Genomic DNA, 20,591 nt, shown 5'->3' on the forward strand with positions numbered 1-20,591 from the left:
TGCCTCGTATGGGCAAGGCAATCCGGCAATGACAGACACTCAGCAGGCTTTCTACGTCGCGACCAACGGCAACGATTCCTGGTCGGGGCGTTTGGCGGCACCCAATGCCGATGGGACCGACGGTCCCTTTGCCACGCTGGAGCGCGCGCAGGGCGCCATGCGGGCAACCGGCATCCGCGACACCTATGTGCGCGGCGGCACCTATGCGATGGCGCGCACGGTGACGCTGACCGGGGCCGACAACGGCGTCCGCATCATGGCCTATCCGGGCGAGACCCCGGTCTTCAGCGGCGGCGAGCGGGTCGGCGGCTTCACCGCCATCGGCGGCGGGCTCTATGCCGCGGCGACCTCCGCCACCGGGCTCGACCTTTCCATCGGCGGGGTCCGGCAGAAGGTGGCGCAGACCGGCGACTGGAATGCCGGCGACCCCCGCTCCGGCTGGTCGGCCCTGGAGGCGGCGGCCGGCGGCGCCAGCAGGACCAGCCTGCGCGCCGGGGCCGGCGACGGGGCGATGGCGGCGGTGCTGGCCGCCGGAGTCCAGCCCGGCACGATGGTCCAGACCTTCGATACCGAGCGGCTGTCCGACAACATCGTCGGCGTCGCCTCCACCGATGCCGGCAGCCGGACCGTCACCTTTACCCAGAGCGCGAAATACGCCCTGCGCAGCGGCGGTACCTATCGCCTGCTGAACGACGACGCCTTCATCCGCGATGCCGGCGAATTCGCCTGGCAGGCCGAGACCGGACGGCTGGTGGTGAAGCCGCAGGACCCCGGCGCGCTGCTGGCCCAGGGGGCGGTGGTGGCGCGGCTGGGCACGCTCCTGTCGCTGAACGGGGCGAACGGCGTCACCCTGCAGGGGCTGACCTTCGCCGACACCGCCTGGAACGGCTCGGCGCTGACGCTGACGAACGTGTCGGGCAACAGCATCGCCGGCAACCGCTTCGTCAATGCCGGCACCGCGATGACGCTGGCCGGGTCGTCCGGCAACGCGATCGAGGCCAACCGGATGGAGCATCTGGGGGCTGGCGGCATCAAGCTCGCCTACGGCAGCAACGGCAACCGCGTCAGCGCCAACAGCATCGACGGCATCGGCGAGGTTCTGAAGGACGTGGCCGGCATCCAGCTCTACGGCACCAGCGGGACGCTGATCTCCGGCAACGACATCCGCAACAGCACGCGCTACGGCATCTCGATCAAGAACTGGGACGGTGCCACCGTCAACACCGATACGGTGGTGGAATACAACCGCATCTACAACACGATGACCGAGACCGCCGACGGCGGCGCCATCGAGATGCTGGGGCGGTCCAACGTCGATACCCGCACGATCATCCGCGGCAACGACATCCGCAACGTCGGCGGGCTGGCGACCGACGGGTCGGGCTGGCTCGACCGCCACAAGAGCTTCGGCATCTATCTGGACGACATGGCCAACGGCGTCACCGTCCAGGACAACTTCATCCAGAACACCGGCTGGGCCGGCGTCTTCATCCATGGCGGTGATTCCAACAGCGTCACCAACAACTTCGCCGTCCTGTCCAACCCGCGCGAGCGCTTCATCCGGCTGGAATGGGTGCCGAGCGCCGGCAACATCGGACTGCTCGCCAACAACAGCGTCACCGGCAACGTCATTTCCTCCTCCACCGGGGTGGATTACTGGGAGTTCTGGACCCCCGGCGCCTACACCGTCACCGGCAACCTGCTGCAGGGCGTGCGCGGTCTGAATGGCGGCGACAGGGTGTCGTCCGACCTGTTCGTCAACCCGTCGGCCGGCGACTTCCGCCTCGGCAGCGGCGCCGCGGCGGGGCTCGGTCTTTCCCTGGGCATCCGCGACCTGGATTGGGCGCGGATGGGCAGCGCACCGTTGACGGTGCCGGGGATCCCCGCCCCCGGTGCCGGCGGCGGATCCGGAGGCGGTGACTCGCCGTCGACCGGCACGGGCGGCGCGCCCGCCGCGGCCGGGCCGGCCTTCTCGCCGCTGGCCTACATCGCCTCCTACGCCGACCTGTCGGCGCTCTTCGGCGCCAACGCCGCCGCCGGTGCGGCGCATTACGCCGCCAGCGGCCGGTCCGAGGGACGGACGGTCAGCTTCGATCCATTGGCCTACATCGCCTCCCATGACGATCTGGCGGCGGTCTTCGGCACCAACGGCGATGCGGGCGCCGCCCATTACATCACCAGCGGCCGGACGGAAGGGCGGGCGGTCAGCTTCGATCCGCTGGCCTACATCGCCTCCCATGGCGACCTGTCGACGATCTTCGGCACCAATCGGACGGCGGCGGCGATGCACTACATCGCCAGCGGCCGGGCGGAGGGGCGGACGGTCAGCTTCGACCCGCTGGCCTACCTTGCCTCCTACAATGACCTGTCGGCGATCTTCGGCACCGACCGGACGGCGGCGGCGATGCACTACATCGCCAGTGGCCGGGCCGAGGGGCGGACGGTCACCTTCAACCCGCTGTCCTATCTGGCGGCCAACGCCGACCTTGCCGCCGCCTTCGGCACCGACACCACCCGGGCCGGGCTGCATTACCTGGGCGCCGGCCGGACGGAGGGGCGGAGCACCGGCTTCAACGCGTCGGCCTATCTGGCGGCCAACGGCGACGTCGCCGCGGCCACCGGGGGCGACCTGACGGCGGCGATGCGGCATTACATCCAGAACGGCCGGCTGGAGGGCCGGGCGCTGAGTCCCGCCTCCTCGTCGGCCCGTTCGGCGGGGATGCTGCCGGAAAGCGCAATGCTGGCCGCATCCGGGATGGGGTGAGCGGGGAGCCGGCCCCTCTCCCGCGGAGATTGCATATGGGAAATCGAACGACGACGTTGCTCTTCGGATGCCCTTCTCCCCTTGCGGGGCGGGATGAGGGGGGCCGGCCGACGGCCGGGGAAATTAATGGCTTGTGACCCCTCACCCCAACCCGCGGGTCGGCAAAACGCCTTCGGCGTTTGGCCGATTCCGCCCCGCAGGGGGAGAGGGGCTTTCGCGGCGGACCACCTCCAAATGCGCTGACCGAGCATCTCCCGCCTGATTGGGTGACAAGCCGGGCGTGAGCCGTTAAAACGGCCCGTTCGGCGCCGCTGTCCCGCGGCACCCGGATTTCCATGCGGGGATGATGGCTCAGGCTCTTCTCGACACCCCCTTCGCCCAGCCGGCCGAGCCCAATCCGTTGGGAACGGACCCGCTGGGAAAGGGGCCCGGCAAACCGGCCGGACGGCGGTGGCCGCTGTTGGTCAAGCTGGCGGTGACGGTCGTGATCCTGGGCGCGCTCGCCGCGGGAGCCGACTGGCAGGGCATCGTCGCGCGCCTGTCGGCCGCCGACCCGTGGCTGTTCGCCGCCGGCTTCGCCGTGAAGGCGCTGACCCTGCCCTTCGCCTCGCAGCGGTGGCGGGCGGTCGGACGGGCCGCCGGTTTCCGGCTGACCCGCTGGACCGCCTTCCGCCTGCAGATGGCCAGCGGCTTCCTGGGGCAGATCCTGCCGGGATCGGTGGGGGCCGACCTGCTGCGCGGCTGGTTCACCTGGCGGCTCGGCCATCCGGCCGGCCCGGTGATGCTGGCCCTGCTGGTCGACCGGCTGATGGCGCTGTTGGGCGTGGTGCTGATCGGGCTGGTCGGGCTGCCGCATCTGGCGGCGGTGGCGCCGCCCGCCGTCGCCGGCACCGTCCTGGCCGGCGCGCTTGTCCTGGCCGTGGCCATGGGGCTGCTTCTGCTGGCCGGCCGCATCCCGCGCGACCGGCTGCCGATCCCGAAGCGGCTGCGCGACGGTGGGTTGGTGCGGACCGCCTGGGGGGCGGTGGCGCAACTGCGCGCCATGGCCGGCAACCCTGCCGCCTGGGCGGCGCTGGGCCACAGCGTCGGCGTCCATCTCGCCACCATCGGCGCCACCATCCTGTTCGCCCGCTCCGTCGGCCTGCCGCTCGGCTGGCTGGACGGGCTGGCCATCGTGCCGGCCGCCATCGTCGCCGCAGCCCTGCCCGTCTCGCTCGGCGGCTGGGGCGTGCGCGAGGGGGCGATGGTCGCCGGCTTCGCGCTGCTCGGCTTCGATGCCGGCGCGGCGCTTCTGGTCTCGCTGCTGATCGGGCTGTCGATCGCCGTCCTGTCGCTGCCCGGCGGCCTGTTCTGGCTGCTGCTGCGCAACGAGACCGCCTCCCGGCCCGATCCTGTCCAGCCGGGCATCGCAGTGCCCGCTGCCCTTCCCACGGATTCCACCCGATGACCGACCAGCCTCTTCCGACGCTCGACCGGACCGCCACCCCGGAGGCCGCCACCTTGGAACCCGCAACGCCGCGTGCGCTCTCCCCCCGGCAGGAGCGTATCCGCGGGCTGTTCGACGCCATGGCCCCCCTGCGCGACCGTTGGGCCGAGCGCAACCGCGCCTTCCACGAGGCCGACCGCGCCTATCTGCGCTTCCTGATCCCGGAAGGGGCGACCGTGCTGGAGATCGGCTGCGGCGTCGGCGACACGCTGGCGGCGCTCAAGCCGTCGCGCGGCGTCGGCATCGACCTCAGCCCGGCGACGATCGAGGCGGCGAAGGCCCGCCACCCGCAGTTGGAACTGATCGCCGCCGACGCCGAGAACCCGGCGACCATCGACGCCGTGGAGGGTCCGTTCAGCCACATCCTGCTGTCGGGCACCATCGGCTTCCTCGACGACATCGAGGAGACGCTGCGCCTGCTGCGCCGGGTCGCCAATCCCAAGACCCGCATCATCGTCAGCTACCATTCCCGCGTCTGGGAGCCGATTCTGTGGGCGGCGGAGAAGCTGGGAATGCGCATGCCGCAGGGCCAGCAGAACTGGCTGTCGACCAGCGACATCGTCAACCTGCTCGATCTGGCCGGCTGGGAGCCGGTGCGCCGCGAATGGCGCCAGCTGATCCCGAAGCGGCTGTTCGGGCTGGGTACGCTGGTCAACCGCTACATCGCGCCCCTGCCCGGCATCCGCCGGCTGTGCGTGCGCAACTATGTCGTGGCCCGGCCGCAGCCCACCGTGGAGGAGGTCACCGTCGACGGCAAGCCGGCCTCGGTCACCATCCTGATCCCCTGCCGCAACGAGCGCGGCAACATCGAGAACGCCATCCGCCGCCTGCCCCGCTTCGCCCCCGACATCGAGGTGATCTATGTCGAGGGCAACAGCCAGGACAACACCTTTGATGAATGCCTGCGCGTCCGCGACGCCTATCCCGACTGGGACATCAAGGTCATGAAGCAGCCCGGCAAGGGCAAGGGCGACGCGGTGCGCGCCGGCTTCGCCGTGGCGCGCGGCGACATCCTGATCATCCTCGACGCCGACCTGACGGTGCCGCCGGAGACGATGGGGAAATTCTACCAGGCGATGGTGTCGGGGCGCGGCGAGTTCGTGAACGGCACGCGGCTGGTCTATCCGATGGCGCCGGAGGCGATGCGTTTCCTGAACTTCCTGGCCAACCGGGCCTTCGCGCGCATCTTCTCCTTCCTGCTGAACCAGCGCTTCACCGACACGCTGTGCGGCACCAAGGTGCTGTGGCGCGAGGATTACGAGACCATCGTCGCCAACCGCCACTACTTCGGCGACTTCGATCCCTTCGGCGATTTCGACCTGATCTTCGGCGCCGCCAAGCAGAACCTGAAGATCGTCGAGGTGCCGGTGCGCTACGCCGACCGCAGCTATGGCGAGACCCAGATCTCCCGCTTCACCCATGGCTGGCTGCTGGCCCGCATGGTGGTCTTCGCCTGGAAGAAGCTGAAGGCGTTCTAAGCCTTCAGCGCACCGTCGCCCTACCGCACCGTCGACAGGGCGATCTCGAAGGCCCGCCGGTTGATCGCCCAGGCTTCGAACGACGAGTCCTCGTCGGGGGAGAGCAGGATCAGGCAGACCGGCAGGCTGTGCGCATCCGCCCCCCCGGTCTCGCTGAGCGCGACTTGGGCGGCGAGGATGGTCATGGAGGTCCCGTTCCGGCGGGCCTTGCGGCGGTGGAGAAGGAGGCTGCGCTCCGCCGTCCGTTCCTCGGCGATGCGCTCGGCATCGGCGGACAGGGTGAAGCCCTGGTTGGCCAGCTTGGCGAGCGTGGTCCGTTCGATCTCCGCGGCGGCGGCGAGGGCGGCGGCGGCGGTCGCTTCCGCGGCGCCGAGCACCGCGATCAGGCTGCCGCGGCCGGTGGAGCCGTCCGGCCCGACATGGTCCAGCACCAGCGAGGCGCCGTCCGGCGGGGCGTCGCCGCCCGGCGTCTCCCGCCACAGGCCGGAGGCGAGGAAGCGGACGGCGTGCGCCCCCTTCAGCTCCGTCCATTCGAACCCCTCGGCGAAGGTCTGGCCGGTCGGCTCGGCCAGCCGGAAGCGCATGGTGGCGAGCAGGACGATCTCCTGCATCACCCGATGGTCGGCCTGCCCGCCCCGCGACGGTCCCCCCTGCATCATGCGCCCGTCGATCAGGAACAGCAGGTCGCCGTCCTTCACCGTCAGCAGCCGGTGCAGGCGCAAGCCGCCGTCATGGCGGCCGGCGGCGAGCGCGTCGCCCATCATGCCGGTCGGCGAAGGCGCCTGGCGGAAATCCAGTTCGCGGTAGCCCTGCGAGCGCATCCAGGCGCGCAGCCAATCCGCCCCGTGAATCTCGCGCGGCAGGAAGGCGGCCCAGACCACCAGTTCCACCCCCTCCGCCGCTCCCGTCGCTCCTGGCTCCCCCGGATAAAAGCGTGCCAGCGGGACGAGGGGTGCCTCCGGGCCGGGAGCGGCGGTGGCCGTCCGTTCCACCGCCCAGCCTCGCGGCAGGGCGATGGAGAAGCCGGTTCCCGCCGGCAGGCCGTCGCGGACCAGGACGTCCAGATAGGTGGCTTCGATCACCGGGCGCGGCGACAGCGGCGCCGTCAGCAGGGTCGGCAGTCTGGGGTCCATGGTCTACTCTCCCGTCGCGATGCCGGCCGGACTCATGGCCCGGCGCTCCGTTCCCGGCCGGTGTAGCGGGGGCCGACGCTGAGGTCCACATCGGCCTTCAGGCCCAGCAAGGCCGCGGCCTCGCCCGCCAGACCCATATGGTAGCGCCCGGTCTCCAGATCCTTGAAGGCATGGGCGGACGCCCCGGCCCCGACCGAGCCGGCGGACGCGCCGCCCTTCCCGCGCAGGCTGATCGTGTAGTCGGTGAAGGGGATCGGGATGTTGATCTCGCCCTTGAGGTCGCCGGAGGCCGCCGCCGCACCGGCCTTGGCGCCCAGCGCGATGCCGGCGCGCCGCCCGTCGGAGCCGATCAGCCCGTCGGCCTTGGCTTCGGCCTGCATCAGCGAATATTCGCCGCCGCCCTCGGCCCACGGGTTGTTCTTGTCGGTGCCGGCGAACAGCGTGCCTTCCTGAGAGACCATCACCGCCTTGGCCGATGCGGTGCCGCCGATGCCATGGACGATGCCGCCGGCGGCCTTCGCTTCGGCGGTCAGGTTCTCCATCTTGTGGGAGCCGCCGACATAGCGGTTCCCCAGATGGCCGGCATGTTCCATCTTCACCATGCCGACGCCGACCTCGCCCTTGGCCTGCCCCAGCAGGCCCTGGCGCTTCGCCTCGCCGTCGGCCATGGCGTAGAGCGCGCTGACATTGTCGTCGCCGCCCGCCCGCTTCAGGAAGAGCGGTTTCTTCGGACAGGGGGCGACCGGCGCGCCGGGCGGCGCAGGCGCCGCCGTCTGCGCGGCCGCCTGTCCGGCGCGCGCCGCGGCGGGGGCCGCCGGCGGGGCCGGCGGCGGCGCCACGACCAGCCGCTGGCCCGACGCGATCATGTTGGGGTTGGAGATGCCGTTCAGCCGCTGCAGCTCGGCCACGGTGGTGCCGTTGCGCCGGGCGATGGCGGAGAGCGTCTCGCCGCGCTGGACGGTATGGACGGTCATCGTGTGCCCCCCGCCGTGCGAGGGGCCGCCGTCAGCGCGGCGGTGATCTGGTCGAGCCGCGCGTCGGCGTCGCTTGGCCCGTCCAGCCCCGGTCCTTCCAACAGGGCGCCGAGCCAGGCGAACTCCTCCCGCCGAGCATGGTCGGCCGGGAAGGCCGCCAGGATGTGGACGTAGCGGGTGATCTGCCGCTCGGTCTCCATGCCGTGGGCGGGAGCGGCGGCGAGCGCCGCTTCGATCCGGGCGGCGACCTCGCCGGCCGGGATTTCGGGGGCTTCCCGCGCCATCATCGCCGCCGCCGCGGCGCGCAGCCGGTCATGGAAGGCGTCGGCGCGCGCGGCGTGGAGCTGCCCCTGCTGGCGGTCTGAGATGCGCAGCATGGCTCAGCGCTCCCCCGGCCACAGGATGCCAGTCCAGACCAGCAGCGCGGCGACGGCGCCTGCGAGCGCGAACAGCGCCATCAGCGTGAAGCCGGCGGTCTGTGCCAGCTCCGGCGCACGGTCGCGCAGGATGGCGTCGGCGATGGCGCCCTTGGCCTCGATCCGGGTGAAGAGGGCGCGCAGGCGGCCGACAAAGCCGGTGACGAGCGCCGGGGCCGCGAGGGCGAGCATGCCACCGCCCAGCCCGACGAACAGCGTCTTGTAGGCCCGGGCGGCGAGATCGCGGTTGCCGCCGAACAGCGGCAGGGTGCGCTCTCCCAGCACGGAAAGGCCGATCAGGGTCAGGAGAAGGAGAAACGCCGCGAGGAGCAGGCGTCCTTCGGTGGAGGACGGAAGCGGATCCATAACCCTTTGGAACCCTTTGGCCGGTCGGGGTGAAAACGGGCAAGCGGGAGCTTCACAAAAGCAACCGCGCCTGTCCACTCCGTTCACCGTCCATACCATTCGGCATCACGGCGCCGTCAGGCGGTGACGCCCCGCCGTCAGGCGTTGACGATCGCCGGCATGGCGAGGGCCTGGTAGCTGTCGCGCTGCTCGGTCAGGCTCAGCAGCAAGTCGGTCAGGCTGTCGCGGGCGAAGGTGTCGGAGGTCTCCGCCAGCTTGCGGCGCACGACGCCGATGAACTCCTCCAGCACTTCCAGGTGCAGTGTGGCGGAGGCGAGGACGTCCTTGGCAATCGGGGCGGTCATGATGGCGGTCTTTCGCATGAGAGAGAAGGCGGAAGGAACGGCAGGATCAGGCGGCGAGGGCGGTGACGGGCTGAACAGTCGCGAGCATGGCGCGGTAGGTCTCGCGCTGCTCGGTCAGGCTCGACAGCAGGTCGGTCAGGCTGTCACGGGTGAATTCGCTGGTGGCGCCGTTCAGCTTCGACTGGGTGATGGCGATGAATTCATCGACGATATCCAGGTGCAGAGCGGCGGAATTGAAGATCTCGGCGGCGTAATCGGTCTTGGACATGTTGGCGATCCCTGTATTCGTGGCGGAGGCTTTTGCCCGTTCTGATGAGCTTATTGAGCCATCCGGCCAGTTAACGAGGTGTTAAGATCACCGATTGGTCCCAGGTCGATTGGTGATTACCACTTCCAAGAAAAACGCCGCCGAACGCCGCTTTACGATTTGGCGGTAGGATTACTTCTTTAGATTGGACATGAAAAGACGCGGCCGGTTGCCCGGCCGCGTCCTTCACTGTCGGTTGGCCCCGATCAGACCGCCCCCATCAGACCGCCTGCGGCAGCCCGTGGATGTAGCCGACGCCGCCGCTGCGGCGGTTGCGGTAGGCATCGTCGATCAGGCTGGCGACGCTGTCCTTGACCTTGTCGTGCAGGCCCTTCTCCCAGTCGCCGGGGTGCTGGAAGTTGCTCATGATGTAGGAGAAGCCGTTGACGTCGTCGACCGCCTGCAGGCCGGTCGATTCGGCCCCCGCCGGGCAGGACAGCAGGCGGGCCAGCTGCCTGGTGTCGACGTTGTAGGCCCACAGGAAGTTGTTGACGTGGTTGCCGCTGTCCTCGCCGATGAACAGGGTGCGCAGCTTCTCGGAGAACTTCAGGTTGTCCGGGTTGGCGATCAGGTCGGCGTCGGCGGTGTTGCCGAGCGCGTCCGGGGTGGCGAGGTCGCGGCCGACCAGGGCGGGGACCGGGCTGAAATGCACCGGCACCCAGTCGCTGGCGATGGCGGCGCCGGCGAGGTCGGTCTGGCCGGCCTTCATTGGCAGCTGGTAGACGGCGCCGGCGTTGATCGCCTTCACCTTGATGCCGCTCTTGCCGTCGCTCATCGACTTGTAGATGTAGGACACCGCCATGTAGGCGGTCTTGTCCTTGGCGTTGACGGTGACGCCTTCCAGCTTCGACAGGGCCAGCGTGGCGCCGACGGTCGGGGCGTAGCGGTGGGTTTCTAGGAAGGCGGCGGCCTTCTCCATGCCCGGCTTGAACCTGACCCACTGGGTCTTGCCGTTGAAGCCGATGGCGGTGAAGGACGGGTCCTTCGGATCCTCCTTTTTCACCTCGACGATGTCGGCGGCCTTCAGGCTGTCGGCCAGCTTCTCGATCTCGGCGCTGGTGGCGTGGCCCAGCTTGACCCACTTCAGCGCGAAGGCGCCGCCCTTGTCGATGTCCTTGCCCTCTTCCTGCTCCATCCTGGCGGCATAGAGGGTGCCGGCCGACAGGTCCTTGGCCTTGTCGGCGATGAACATGAACAGGCCGCCGTTGGTGGTGTCGTCGCCCATCAGCACGGTGCGCTCGTCCGGCATCACCTGCACCAGCTCGTGCGAGATGCGGCCGAGATTGTAGTGCTTCCTGATCGTGCCGGTGCCGTCGGGGTTCACGAACACTTCCGGCATGTGGCCGTAGTGATAGGGGTTGGCCTTGGTCTCGTCGCCGAACAGGTTCTTGCTGTAGGCGCGGAACTGGTCGTCGAGGGCGGTCGCGTCCGGCTCGTACTCCTCGCTCGACAGGTGGGTGTTCCAGGGCGACAGGCTGGCGCCGCAGGTGATCCACAGGCCGTGCGCCGGGCTGGTGTCGACGTTGTGGTACTGCACCAGCTTCAGCGCGCCGGTTTCCTTGTTCTGGTCCAGGGTCAGGACGGCGATCGGCGACGGCAGCTTGCCGTACATCGAGGCGTCCTTGGAATCGCGGCTCGCATATTCGAACTGGACGACGGCGAACAGGGTGTTGCCGGTGACGCCGGCCACCTTGGCGCCGGGGATCGGGGCCAAAAGGTTGCAGCCGTCCGGGCAGTCGGAGAAGAACTGCGCCGGGGTCGCCATCGAGGTGTCGAGGATCGGCTTGCCGTCGATGTCGGTATAGCCGCCGGCCAGGATCGTGCCGCCCTTGCCGTCCGGAACCTGATCGCCGGTGATGAACAGCGGCTGGTAGCCGAGAGCGAAGCTCTGCTTCGTGCCGTCGGCCCAGGTCACGACCATGCTGGACTCGACCATGGTCTTTGCCTGCGCGGCGGCGGTGGTGGGAGCGGCCATGCCGACGAACTCGACGGCGACCGGCGCGCCCTTGGCGGCGGCTGCTTCGGCGCCCGAGGCGAACAGCAGTTCCCCGGCGCCGATGCCGGCGACCGGCAGCAGCGGCAGCCCGGCAAGGGCGCGCAGCACGGAGCGGCGCGACGTCTCAGGAAGATTGGCGGACGGATTGGTCATGACTGGTCTCTCCCGAACCCTCATCAGGGCAAGCGGCTGGCGTGGCCGCGCCGCCGGGCCGTTTGGGGTGCCGGACGACGCAGCCTTGTTATTGGCGAGCGGCGGGAGGCTACCGCGGGGATGTTACAATTTGACGGTCGCCTCCCCGTTCGATGGGGTGCCGACCGTCCCCGGTCAGTGGGCCCTGCTCAGCGCGCGCTGAGCATGCAGGTGCGGTCGGACGGCATGGGCAGGACCACCGGCTTGCCGTCGGCCCCGGTGCCGCGCACCTCGCGTCCTCCGGGCTTTCCGCCGGCTTGGCCGCCGGTGGCGGGCAGATCGACGATCTCCGGGTCCGCGACCTGCCCGGCGACGGTCCATTGCCGGGTCTGCGGGTCCTGGCAGCGCAACTCGTACCGGCCCTTCATCGGCTCGGCGGCGGCCGGGGAAACGGCTGTGGATGCAAGGGCGCCGGTCAACAGAAGGGCGGCCATTGGAGCGGACAGGGCGAAACGGGTCATCGGGATCCTCCTCAACTGGCTTTGTCCGGGGATTGGGGGCGGGACAGCACCCGCGCGATGTCGGCCTGCCAGATCATGCTGACCAGCGCGATCTGGGTCAGCAGGTGCATCTCGCCGCGGCCGATGGCCTCCAGCAATTCCGCCTGCGTCAGGAACAGGATCTCGGTGTCCTCCAGATCGTCGGCGACCGGTTCGGCGACGCGGCGGCAGCCGGTGGCGTGGAACATGTGCGACCAGGCCCCGCCCTGGTTGGCGTTGACGATGTAGGCGCCGAGATCGGTCCATGCCTCCGCCTCCATCCCCGTCTCCTCCATCAGCTCGCGCTTGGCCGCGGCCAGCGGGGCCTCGTCGGGGGACAGGTGGCCGCCGGGAAAGACCAGGCCGACCTTGCGCGGCCCGTGGCGGTATTGGCGGTAGGTGACGATCCGTCCGTCCGCGGTCTCGGCGAAGATGCAGGCAAAGGAGGGCTGGTCGAACTGGTAATAGTCGTCGATCCGCCGCCCGTCCGGCAGTTCCACCGTCTCCACCCGCACCTTCAGGAAGGGATCGGCGTCGAGCAGCTCGCGGCTGCCCAGCACGGTCCAGGGGTGGTGGAGGCGGTAGGGGCGGTGTCCGGGCATGGGAGGGCCTGTTCTGTGACGGGAGCACATTCCGCGGCGACGCGATCGCCGGGGAGAGGCCTACCAGCAGCCGTCCACTTCCGTCCAGTCTCCCTCTCGGAGAGGGGGAAAATGGCTAGGAACGCGATGCAGGAAAGAACATTCTCCAGCGCAGGGCATAATATTTTGCAAATACCAAGCACCAGAGCGTCAAATGAGAGAATATCCGTTAAGAGACCTCCCTTATGCGTGTATCAAATGAAACGAGATGTGATGAATTTTTGCTGACTGCCTATTTGCATTGAGCCGGTTTGGCAAAATGCTTATCGGTTTGCGTCCATTTCCATCAAGAGCCATGCAGACCGAAGCCAATTCCCCCATTCCGCGCCTGATCCATCAGACCTGGAAGACCCGTGACGTCCCGCCGGAGCTCCAGGGCTTTCAGCGCAGCTGGACCGGGCGCAACCCCGGCTTCGCCTACCGGTTCTGGACCGACGACGACATCGGGCGCTTCGTGGCGGAGGAGCATCCGGCATTGCTGCCGGTCTTCCACGGCTATGCCGACCCCATCGCGCGCATCGACCTGGCCCGCTACCTGATCCTGCGCCGTTTCGGCGGGGTCTATGCCGATCTCGACTTCGAATGCCTGCGCCCGATCGACGGGCTGCTGGAGGGCCGGAGCTTCATCGTCGGGCTGGAGCCGGAGGAGCATGGCCGGCTGGCAAAGGCGGCGGAGCGCGGGCTGCCGCGCATCCTCTGCCCGTCCTTCCTCGCCTCCGTCCCCGGCCATCCCTTCTGGGACCATCTGCTGTCCCGGCTGGTCGAGGCGCGGCAGTGCGGGGACGTGCTGGACGCCACCGGCCCCTTCCTGCTGACCCGTGCCCACGCCACCTATCAGGCCGAAGGCCGGGCGGCGGTGACGGTGCTGGCGCCGGACCTGCTCTATCCCGTCACCAAGGACGATTGCTGGAGCGGCCGCCTGTTCGATCCGGTCTTCTGGGAGCGGGCGACGCGCGACGCCTATGCCGTCCATCACTGGGAGGGGACATGGTTCCGCGGCGCGGCGGAGCGCGGCGCCGGGCCGGGCGCCGGATTGCCCCGGCAGGTCGCGGCGGTGGTGACCGACGGCCGGCCGGAAGGCGAGCGCCCGGCGGTAACGAAGGCGGAAGTGCACCCGCTGATCTCCTGCCTGATGATCACCAGGGGGCGGAGCAGCTTGCTGAAGTTCGCCATCGAGGGGTTTGCGCGCCAGACCTATCCGAACCGCGAGCTGGTCATCGTCTGCGACAGCCCGGCGCTGCCCGAGGACGACCCGCTGGAGCGCGCCATTCGCGACGCGGGGTGCCCGAACATCCGCCTGATCCGGGTGAGGACCGCCTCCCAATCCGGCGCCCAGCCCAGCAGCTTGACGCTGGGCGAGCTGCGCAACATCGCCGTCGACCAGGCGGCCGGCCGCTATGTCTGCCAGTGGGACGACGACGACCTCTACGACCCCTGCCGGCTGGAGATGCAGCAGCGTGTGCTGGCCGCCGCCGGCGCCCAGGCCTGCCTGCTCGGCCGCTGGATGATCTGGTGGCCGGCGGAAGACCGGCTGGCGGTGTCCTGCGAACGGGATTGGGAGGGCTCGCTTCTGTGCGAGAAGGCGGCGATGCCCCGCTACCCCGCCCTCCGCTGCGGCGAGGACACGCCGGTCGTCGAGCAGCTGCGCCGCAGTGCCCGCGTCGTCCGCATGGACCTGCCGCGGCTCTACACCTACGTCGTCCATGGCGGCAACACCTTCACCACCCCCCATTTCGAGGCCCACTGGCAGACAGCTATCGCCCGTTTCGACGGCGGGCGCTGCCGGGCCGTGCTGGAGGAGATGGGCAAGCGCCTGCCGGTGGAGGCCTACCGCCGGGCCGTCCCGGCCCCTGTCCCCGCCACCGCTGCGGCGCGGCAGGACCGCGTGCTGGTGCTGACCCCGGTGAAGGACGCCGTCGCCCATCTGCCGCGCCACCTGGAGCTGCTCGGCCGGCTCGACCATGATCCGTCCCGCCTGTCGCTGGGCTTTCTGGAGGGGGACAGCCGCGACGGGACCCATGACTGGCTGGCCGGCCGGCTGCCGGAGCTGCGGGAGCGCTACCGCCGGGTGACCCTGCTGCGCCATGACCACGGCTTCCGGCCCGACGGCCCGCGCTGGGCGCCGGCGATCCAGCGGCGGCGGCGGGAGGTGCTGGCGCGCTCGCGCAACCGGCTGCTGTCCGGCGCGCTGGAGGACGAGGACTGGGTTCTGTGGCTCGACGCCGATCTGGTCGATTACCCGCCGGACCTGCTGGTCCGGCTGCTCGCCGCCGGGCGCGACATCGTCGTCCCCCATTGTGTCCTGCCCGACGGGCGGACCTTCGACCTCAACAGCTTCCGTCTGGATGGGACGGAGGCGGGGGAGGAGGACCCGCACCATCTGGCCGACGGCATCTTCCAGCCGCCGCGCGGCGCCGGACGGCGCTATCTCGGCGATTTTCCGGGAGAGGAGGCCGTGCCGCTGCACGGGGTGGGCGGCACGGCCTTGCTGGTGCGCGCGGACCTTCATCGGGAGGGTCTGTGTTTTCCCCCCTACAGCCATCGCGGCTACATCGAGACGGAAGGGCTGGCGGCGATGGCGCGCGACATGGGGGTCACCGCCTGGGGCCTGCCGGGTCTGCGCATCGTCCATGCCGATCACTGACAGGCGAAGCATCATGCCGACCACCCAACATCCCGTCGCCGACAGCCTGGAGATCGCGGCCAGCATCGTCGTCTGCACCCATCGGCGGCCGGAGCTGCTCGGCGCCTGCCTGGACAGCCTGATAGGGCAGCGGGTGGGCGGCGGTTCTCCGGATCTTGTCGATGGAATTCCAGGGGCCCACGAGATCCTGGTGATCGACAATTCCGCCCTGGCGGAGGGACGGCCGGTCGTCGAGAGCCGGCAAGCCGCCTTCGCCCTGCGGGGCGTGCCGTTGCGCCATGTCCTGGAGGAAAGGCCCGGCGTCAGCTTCGCCCGCAACCGCGGCGTGGCCGAGGCGGCCGGGGAACTGATCGTCTTCATCGACGACGACGAGCGGGCCTGCGACGGGTGGCTGGAGCGGTTGCTGGAGCCGTTCCACCGGCTGGGTGATGCCGTCGGCATCGTTGCCGGCGAGGTCGAGCCGGATTTCGGCGCCCTGCCCAGGCCCGGCTGGCTGGCCGACGACATGATGCATTTCTTCTCGTGCCGCTGGGGGTGGGACAGCGACTCCCGCTTCCTGCGCGAGAAGGAATGGTTCGGGGAAGGGAACTGCGCCTTCCGCAAGCGGCTGATGGACGGGCGTTCCTTCCCGACCGATCTCGGCCGCAAGGGGGATGGGCTGCTGACGAATGAAGGCATCGTCTTCATGGAGATGCGCAGCGCCGGAGCCGCCACCTACTATGTGCCGTCCGCCACGGTGTCCCATTTCATCCATCCCGACCGGCTGAACCGACGCTGGCTGATGCGGCGGATGTTCCATCAGGGGGTGTCCAACCGCCTGACGCAACGGCGCTACGGGATGGAGGAGCAGCGTTGCGACTTCAACGTCAATCTGGCCGATCTGGCCGCCCTCGACGTCGAAACCCTCGAAGGGGAAAGCCTGTGGGCGGTAATCCGGCTGTATTACCAGCTCGGCTATGCCTCGGCCCTGGCCATGAACTGAAGCGGTCGGGCTCCGGTCCCGTTATGCTGCCGGGGCACGACGACGTCGTTTGCATTGTTGCCCTGAACACAAGGACGTAGGGAGGCAGGGGAAAGCCGATGGCCATGGACGGTGTCGAGCATCGCGTGCTGTACCGCGATCCGCATTTCTACGCGTCCTTCCCGTCGCTGACCGCGGGGCGGGACGGTTCGGTGCTGCTCGCCTTCCGGCGGGCGCGCGACCATCGCTGGCTGCGCGGGACTACGTTCCGGGCGGGAGAGGCCGGGTTCAACCATGTCGACCATCTCGATTCCCGCTCCCAGACCGTCCTGCTGCGGCTCGGCCCCGATGCGGAGCCGCTGGGGGAGGCTGTCGCCCTGCCCCCCGACCCGCAGGCGGCCGACCAGGACGCCAGCCTGCTCAGCTTGCGCGACGGCCGCATCCTGTTGACCGGCTTCCGCTGGTATCCGGTGCCGGCGGCGGAGGGGGAGGCGCTGCGCGTGCTGGGATTCGGGCTGGCGGGAAGCCCGCAGAAGACCGGTGATCTCTACCTGTTCTGGGGCGGCTACAGCCGGCACAGCGACGATGACGGGCGGAACTGGACCCCGCACCGCGACCTGCCCCCCCTGCCCGGCCATCCCGACATCGTGCCGGGCCAGCGGCCCTTCCATGGCGGCGCGGTGCGCGGCCGGGCGGTGGAGGCGCCGGACGGTACCATCCTGCAGACCGGCTACACCCACCATCCCTCCACCGGCACCTATGCCAGCCATCTCTTCGCCTCCACCGACCGGGGGGAGAACTGGGTGCACCGGGCGATCATCGCTCTCGATCCCGAGGCCAAGGCCGGCTTCTGCGAGACGGCGCTGCAGCTGGATGCCGACGGCGTGCTGCACGCCTTCCACCGCACCACCGGGCTGGACGACCATCTGGCGACCTCTCGCTCGACCGACCTCGGCCACAGCTGGGAGCCGTGGCGGCGCCATGCGGTGGTCGGCCATCCCTATGACGCCTGCCCGCTGCCGGACGGCCGGCTGCTGCTGGTCGGCGGCTACCGCCATGCGCCCTACGGCGTGCGCGCCCGCCTCTACGACCCGCGCCGCCAGCAGCCGGACGAAGTGCCGGAGCTGGTGCTGCGCGACGACGGGCCGGCGCCTGACCTGGGCTATCCCTGGGCGGCGGTGCTGCCGGACGGCCGCGCCATGGTGGCTTATTACATCTGCGACGCCACGGGCCTGCGCGGGATCGAGGCGACGCTGTTCCGGCCGTGATGGGGAGGGGACCTGTGCCCTGCCGTGCCCTGACCGGCCGGCGGGGCGCGGGCTACCCTTCGCGACCATGGGAAGCCTCCTTCCTCCGCCTCCTGATCGAGGAGGGCGCGCGCGACCTCAACATCGCCCTGCTGCACCGCGACTGTTTGCAGGCGGCAGCGATCCGGCAGGGCAGCGGCCTCAACTTTCCCACGGGTTGACGATGGGAACCCCGCAATCCAGGAAATCCGCCACGTTTCTGGTTGCCAAGGCAGCGCCATGGGACGCCGCGATGGCGGCGATCTGCGCATCGAAGGCTCCGGTCGGTCGGCCCTGTTGCCGCCGTCCTGCCGCAATGGGCGCAAAGGCTTTTGCCGCCATGTTGTCGAAGGGCAGCACCCGGCCGGCGAAGTCTTCGGCAAACATCTGCTCCGCCGCCATCAGGAGATCGCTTCGACGCCGCCCCTGCGGCAGCAGGGCGAGGCCGAACAGGATTTCCGCCTGGGTGATCGTCGTCGTGAACAGGGTGGCGGCGGAGCGCCCGGCGAACCAGCGGAGCACGGCTTCGGACGGGGTTGGGCGCATCAGTTCCGAGAGCACGTTCGTGTCGAGGACGATCATCAGTCGAAGTTCGGCGGTGTCCGCAGGGGCGCGCGCTCCACCTCCGCCAAATCGACACCGTCGAGCCGCGCGAACCGCTGGTGGATGGCTTCCCCAAGATCCGGCGCCGGCTGGTTCTCTTCCGTGAGTGCCGCGCGCAGGATGTGGCGGGCCTCATCCTCCATGGAGCGGCCGTGATGGGCGGCCCGGATCCGCAGCCGGGCCTTCAAGGGATCCTCGAGGTTCCGGATCGTGATGCTGGCCATCGGTCGCTCCTGAGCATGTCGGGAGAAGGTTAGACAGTGATTGCATTGATTTCAATGATAGCGTCCTGCCCTCTCTACCGCCACTCTCGCCCGTCCATATCCTGGTACACCCCGAACCGGCCGCGCACCGCCAGCCAGTCCTCGGCCAGCATCTCGAATATGTGCAGGTCGATCTCCTGCCCGTCCTTCACCACCTGGCGCTTCAGCACGCCGACCGGGCGGTAGCCGATCATCGGCTGGCCTTTCAGCAGGCGGGGGCTGTTGGTGCCCAGGATGTGGTTCACCACCTTGCGCAGCCCCAGCGTGAAGAAGACGTGGTTCAGCATGTAGGCGAAGTTCAGCGGGGCCGCCCCCATCCGCCCCGCCCGCTCGCCCATCAGCACGCCGACGGTGGCGATCTTCCATTCCCGCTCGGTCACGGTGATGGAGACATGGCCGGCCGGCACGCCATCGACGCAGAGGATGCGGTGGACATAGTCGTCCCGTTCCGCACAGCGCCGCAGCCACGTCTTCTGCCGCTCCACGTCGTAAGCCACGCTGGTCAGCATCTGGCTGGCGATGTCGGGCCGGGTGCGCCAGTCGAGCAGCAACTGGGCGTGCTCCTCCGTCGGCTCGATGAAGGTCAGGGCGCCGCTCATCAGGCAACCTCTCCCAATTGCCGCAGCATCGCCTGATGGAAGTCGAGGATGCGGCGCTCGCGCCGGCCGTAGATGCCGGTGATGTGGGGAAGATCGGCGATGCCGGGCCGGCCCTGCTGCACCGCCTCGCAGACAGGACAATCCTCGGCGATCACGGCGCCGGCGGAGTCGATCAGATAGGTGGCGGTGGAGCGGTGGAAGGCCTGCTCGCGCGCCGTCTCCAGCCGGGTGGTGGGCAGGAACAGCTGCCACCGCAGGACCGAGGCGTCGGGGGCGACCGGGTCGATCCGGTGCGGGATCACCGTGGCCCCGTAGAAGGTCGCCAGATAGAAGTTCGGGAAGATGAAGGTGTGGCGGTAGAACGACTCGTCGGCGAAGCGGCGCATGCGCAGCTTGGCGTCCAGCTTCGCCCACCAGCCGACGGTGCCGTCGGCCAGCAGCCAGCGGGAATCGCTGTTGGCGCCGTGGCGTTCGGTGACGAGGTGGGTCTGCCAGTCGGGATGGACCGCGGGGTGGATGGTGTCGGGATGGACGGTGGAGCCGTGGAAATCGTCCATCGTGTTCTCGACCAGCGCCTTCCAGTTGGCCTGGAACGCAATGCCGACTGGTGGCTGCGGGTTCAGGCAGTTGGCCGACATCATGGCCAGCCGCTCGCCATAGGGCGCCAGATGCTGGGCCAGGGTCGGCCCGCCCTCCCCGCCTTCCTTTGGCGCCACGCGGGCGAAGACCAGCGCGCCGCAGCGGTCGATCTGCAGGGGCCGCACCCGCTCCCCGTCGCGGCACACGCCCTCCATCGCCTCGCCGCCCATCGCCCCGCCGCGGCGCTGCAGCTCGAAGCGCAGCCCGGCCATTTCCGCGGTCAGGACATTCGTGTCGTCGAACACGCCCATGTAGAGCCAGCAGCGGCCGAAGACCCGCTCGCGCTCCTGGGCGAAGGCCTCGTCGGTCCAGAAATGGCTGTGGGGCAGGAAGGCGCCGTCCTCGGGGAGGATGCTCTGGACGGGATGCGCGCTCATGCCGGCAGCTCCGCATCGGCGGTGATGGGATAAAGGGTGACGGTGCGGGAAAAGCGGCTATCTGCGCCGGCTGGCGCGGCGCTGTGCAGCACCAGGGCGCCGTCCGGTGCCAGATGGAGGCGCAGGTTGGCCGCCTCGATGCGCTCCCAATCCCCGGCCGGCTCCAGCGCGTCGCCGCGCCGGGGGAAGGCGTCGGAGAGGGCGGCCAGCCGGGCGAAGGGGCCGCTTCCCAGTTCCTCCTCCAGCGAGGGACCCTCGGCCGCCACCCGGACGAAGACCAGCCGGCCGCAGCGGGCCAGCGAGGCCGGGTGCAGGGCCAGCCGCCGGCGCCCCTCGGCCTCCAGCTGGAAGTCGGTCGGGTTGAAGGGCAGCCCCACCGGCACGCCGTCGGCGTCGAAGCTCCAGCCGTGATAGGGGCAGCGCAACGGGCCGCAGCCCGACGGCTCGCCATGGATCACGGCGAAGCGGTGGGTGCAGACGTTGCGGAAGGCGACCACCCGTCCCTTGATGTTCTGGGCCACCAGCGGCACCGCCCCCACCCGCGTGGTGACGAAGGCGTTGGGGCTGGCGAGGTCGTCCGCCATGCAGAGGTGGAACCAGCGGCTTTCAGGGCAGATTTCGGGGGATCCGTTCTGCATGGCGG

General features: G+C 69.7%; 20 protein-coding genes. 6 read left to right on the forward strand and 14 right to left on the reverse strand.

The window, feature by feature from the left end; genetic code table 11:
* The first annotated feature begins 28 nt into the window (after positions 1–28).
* From J2Y49_RS24510 to J2Y49_RS24520, 3 genes are all read left to right on the forward strand, one after another.
* Positions 29–2,764, forward strand: a complete 2,736-nt coding sequence (locus J2Y49_RS24510; protein WP_310117633.1) for a right-handed parallel beta-helix repeat-containing protein — start codon at positions 29–31, stop codon at positions 2,762–2,764.
* Positions 2,765–3,107: 343 nt separating this feature from the next.
* Complete coding sequence (locus J2Y49_RS24515) at positions 3,108–4,211, forward strand: lysylphosphatidylglycerol synthase transmembrane domain-containing protein (RefSeq protein WP_310117635.1); 1,104 nt, start codon at positions 3,108–3,110, stop codon at positions 4,209–4,211.
* Positions 4,208–5,728 (forward strand): bifunctional class I SAM-dependent methyltransferase/glycosyltransferase family 2 protein, encoded by a 1,521-nt coding sequence (locus J2Y49_RS24520; protein WP_310117636.1) that lies wholly within the window; start codon positions 4,208–4,210, stop codon positions 5,726–5,728. Before J2Y49_RS24515 ends, J2Y49_RS24520 begins: the two co-directional genes overlap by 4 nt.
* Positions 5,729–5,748: 20 nt before the next feature.
* Here J2Y49_RS24520 and J2Y49_RS24525 read toward each other — a convergent pair whose 3' ends face one another.
* From J2Y49_RS24525 to J2Y49_RS24565, 9 genes are all read right to left on the reverse strand, one after another.
* Positions 5,749–6,861, reverse strand: a complete 1,113-nt coding sequence (locus J2Y49_RS24525) for a hypothetical protein (RefSeq protein ID WP_310117639.1) — start codon at positions 6,859–6,861, stop codon at positions 5,749–5,751.
* A gap of 32 nt (positions 6,862–6,893) precedes the next feature.
* Complete coding sequence (locus J2Y49_RS24530) at positions 6,894–7,835, reverse strand: LysM domain-containing protein (protein ID WP_194910480.1); 942 nt, start codon at positions 7,833–7,835, stop codon at positions 6,894–6,896.
* On the reverse strand, positions 7,832–8,212 hold the full coding sequence (locus J2Y49_RS24535; protein WP_310117643.1) for a hypothetical protein: 381 nt from the start codon (positions 8,210–8,212) through the stop codon (positions 7,832–7,834). The genes J2Y49_RS24530 and J2Y49_RS24535 overlap by 4 nt, the downstream gene beginning before the upstream one ends.
* A gap of 3 nt (positions 8,213–8,215) precedes the next feature.
* Entirely contained in the window at positions 8,216–8,617 is a 402-nt protein-coding gene (locus tag J2Y49_RS24540; RefSeq protein ID WP_310117645.1) for a hypothetical protein, read from the reverse strand.
* 137 nt (positions 8,618–8,754) lie between these two features.
* A complete protein-coding gene (locus J2Y49_RS24545; RefSeq protein WP_194910474.1) occupies positions 8,755–8,961 on the reverse strand; it encodes a hypothetical protein in 207 nt (68 codons plus the stop codon).
* Between the two features lie 46 nt (positions 8,962–9,007).
* On the reverse strand, positions 9,008–9,229 hold the full coding sequence (locus J2Y49_RS24550) for a hypothetical protein (protein WP_310117648.1): 222 nt from the start codon (positions 9,227–9,229) through the stop codon (positions 9,008–9,010).
* Positions 9,230–9,488: 259 nt separating this feature from the next.
* On the reverse strand, positions 9,489–11,417 hold the full coding sequence (locus J2Y49_RS24555; RefSeq protein ID WP_310117649.1) for an alkaline phosphatase PhoX: 1,929 nt from the start codon (positions 11,415–11,417) through the stop codon (positions 9,489–9,491).
* A 188-nt stretch (positions 11,418–11,605) separates the two neighbouring features.
* Positions 11,606–11,917 (reverse strand): hypothetical protein, encoded by a 312-nt coding sequence (locus J2Y49_RS24560; protein ID WP_194910462.1) that lies wholly within the window; start codon positions 11,915–11,917, stop codon positions 11,606–11,608.
* An 11-nt stretch (positions 11,918–11,928) separates the two neighbouring features.
* On the reverse strand, positions 11,929–12,537 hold the full coding sequence (locus J2Y49_RS24565) for an NUDIX hydrolase (RefSeq protein WP_310117650.1): 609 nt from the start codon (positions 12,535–12,537) through the stop codon (positions 11,929–11,931).
* A 334-nt stretch (positions 12,538–12,871) separates the two neighbouring features.
* Here J2Y49_RS24565 and J2Y49_RS24570 point away from each other — a divergent pair, with 334 nt between their 5' ends.
* The 3 genes from J2Y49_RS24570 to J2Y49_RS24580 all read left to right on the forward strand — a co-directional run bounded on the left by J2Y49_RS24570 (position 12,872) and on the right by J2Y49_RS24580 (position 17,449).
* Complete coding sequence (locus J2Y49_RS24570; RefSeq protein WP_310117652.1) at positions 12,872–15,220, forward strand: glycosyltransferase; 2,349 nt, start codon at positions 12,872–12,874, stop codon at positions 15,218–15,220.
* 13 nt (positions 15,221–15,233) lie between these two features.
* Positions 15,234–16,202 (forward strand): glycosyltransferase family A protein, encoded by a 969-nt coding sequence (locus J2Y49_RS24575; protein ID WP_310117654.1) that lies wholly within the window; start codon positions 15,234–15,236, stop codon positions 16,200–16,202.
* Positions 16,203–16,300: 98 nt separating this feature from the next.
* Positions 16,301–17,449 carry a sialidase family protein gene (locus J2Y49_RS24580; protein ID WP_310117656.1) on the forward strand — a complete coding sequence of 383 codons (1,149 nt, stop codon included), beginning with the start codon at positions 16,301–16,303 and terminating at the stop codon, positions 17,447–17,449.
* A gap of 180 nt (positions 17,450–17,629) precedes the next feature.
* On the opposite strand, the gene J2Y49_RS24585 is transcribed toward J2Y49_RS24580, so the two are convergent.
* The 5 genes from J2Y49_RS24585 to J2Y49_RS24605 form a co-directional block, all read right to left on the reverse strand.
* Positions 17,630–18,049 carry a type II toxin-antitoxin system VapC family toxin gene (locus J2Y49_RS24585; protein WP_310117658.1) on the reverse strand — a complete coding sequence of 140 codons (420 nt, stop codon included), beginning with the start codon at positions 18,047–18,049 and terminating at the stop codon, positions 17,630–17,632.
* Positions 18,049–18,294: a FitA-like ribbon-helix-helix domain-containing protein gene (locus J2Y49_RS24590; RefSeq protein WP_194910450.1), complete on the reverse strand. Its 246-nt coding sequence runs from the start codon at positions 18,292–18,294 to the stop codon at positions 18,049–18,051. Before J2Y49_RS24590 ends, J2Y49_RS24585 begins: the two co-directional genes overlap by 1 nt.
* A 74-nt stretch (positions 18,295–18,368) precedes the next feature.
* The gene (locus J2Y49_RS24595) at positions 18,369–18,932 is read right to left on the reverse strand and encodes a GNAT family protein (RefSeq protein WP_310117661.1); all 564 of its coding nucleotides are present in this window, start codon (positions 18,930–18,932) and stop codon (positions 18,369–18,371) included.
* Complete coding sequence (locus J2Y49_RS24600) at positions 18,932–19,948, reverse strand: RHO alpha subunit C-terminal catalytic domain-containing protein (protein WP_310117663.1); 1,017 nt, start codon at positions 19,946–19,948, stop codon at positions 18,932–18,934. Before J2Y49_RS24600 ends, J2Y49_RS24595 begins: the two co-directional genes overlap by 1 nt.
* The gene (locus tag J2Y49_RS24605) at positions 19,945–20,586 is read right to left on the reverse strand and encodes a Rieske 2Fe-2S domain-containing protein (protein ID WP_310117665.1); all 642 of its coding nucleotides are present in this window, start codon (positions 20,584–20,586) and stop codon (positions 19,945–19,947) included. Before J2Y49_RS24605 ends, J2Y49_RS24600 begins: the two co-directional genes overlap by 4 nt.
* Between the last annotated feature and the right edge of the window lie 5 nt (positions 20,587–20,591).

Source organism: Azospirillum sp. BE72 (assembly GCF_031455875.1).
Classification (GTDB): domain Bacteria; phylum Pseudomonadota; class Alphaproteobacteria; order Azospirillales; family Azospirillaceae; genus Azospirillum.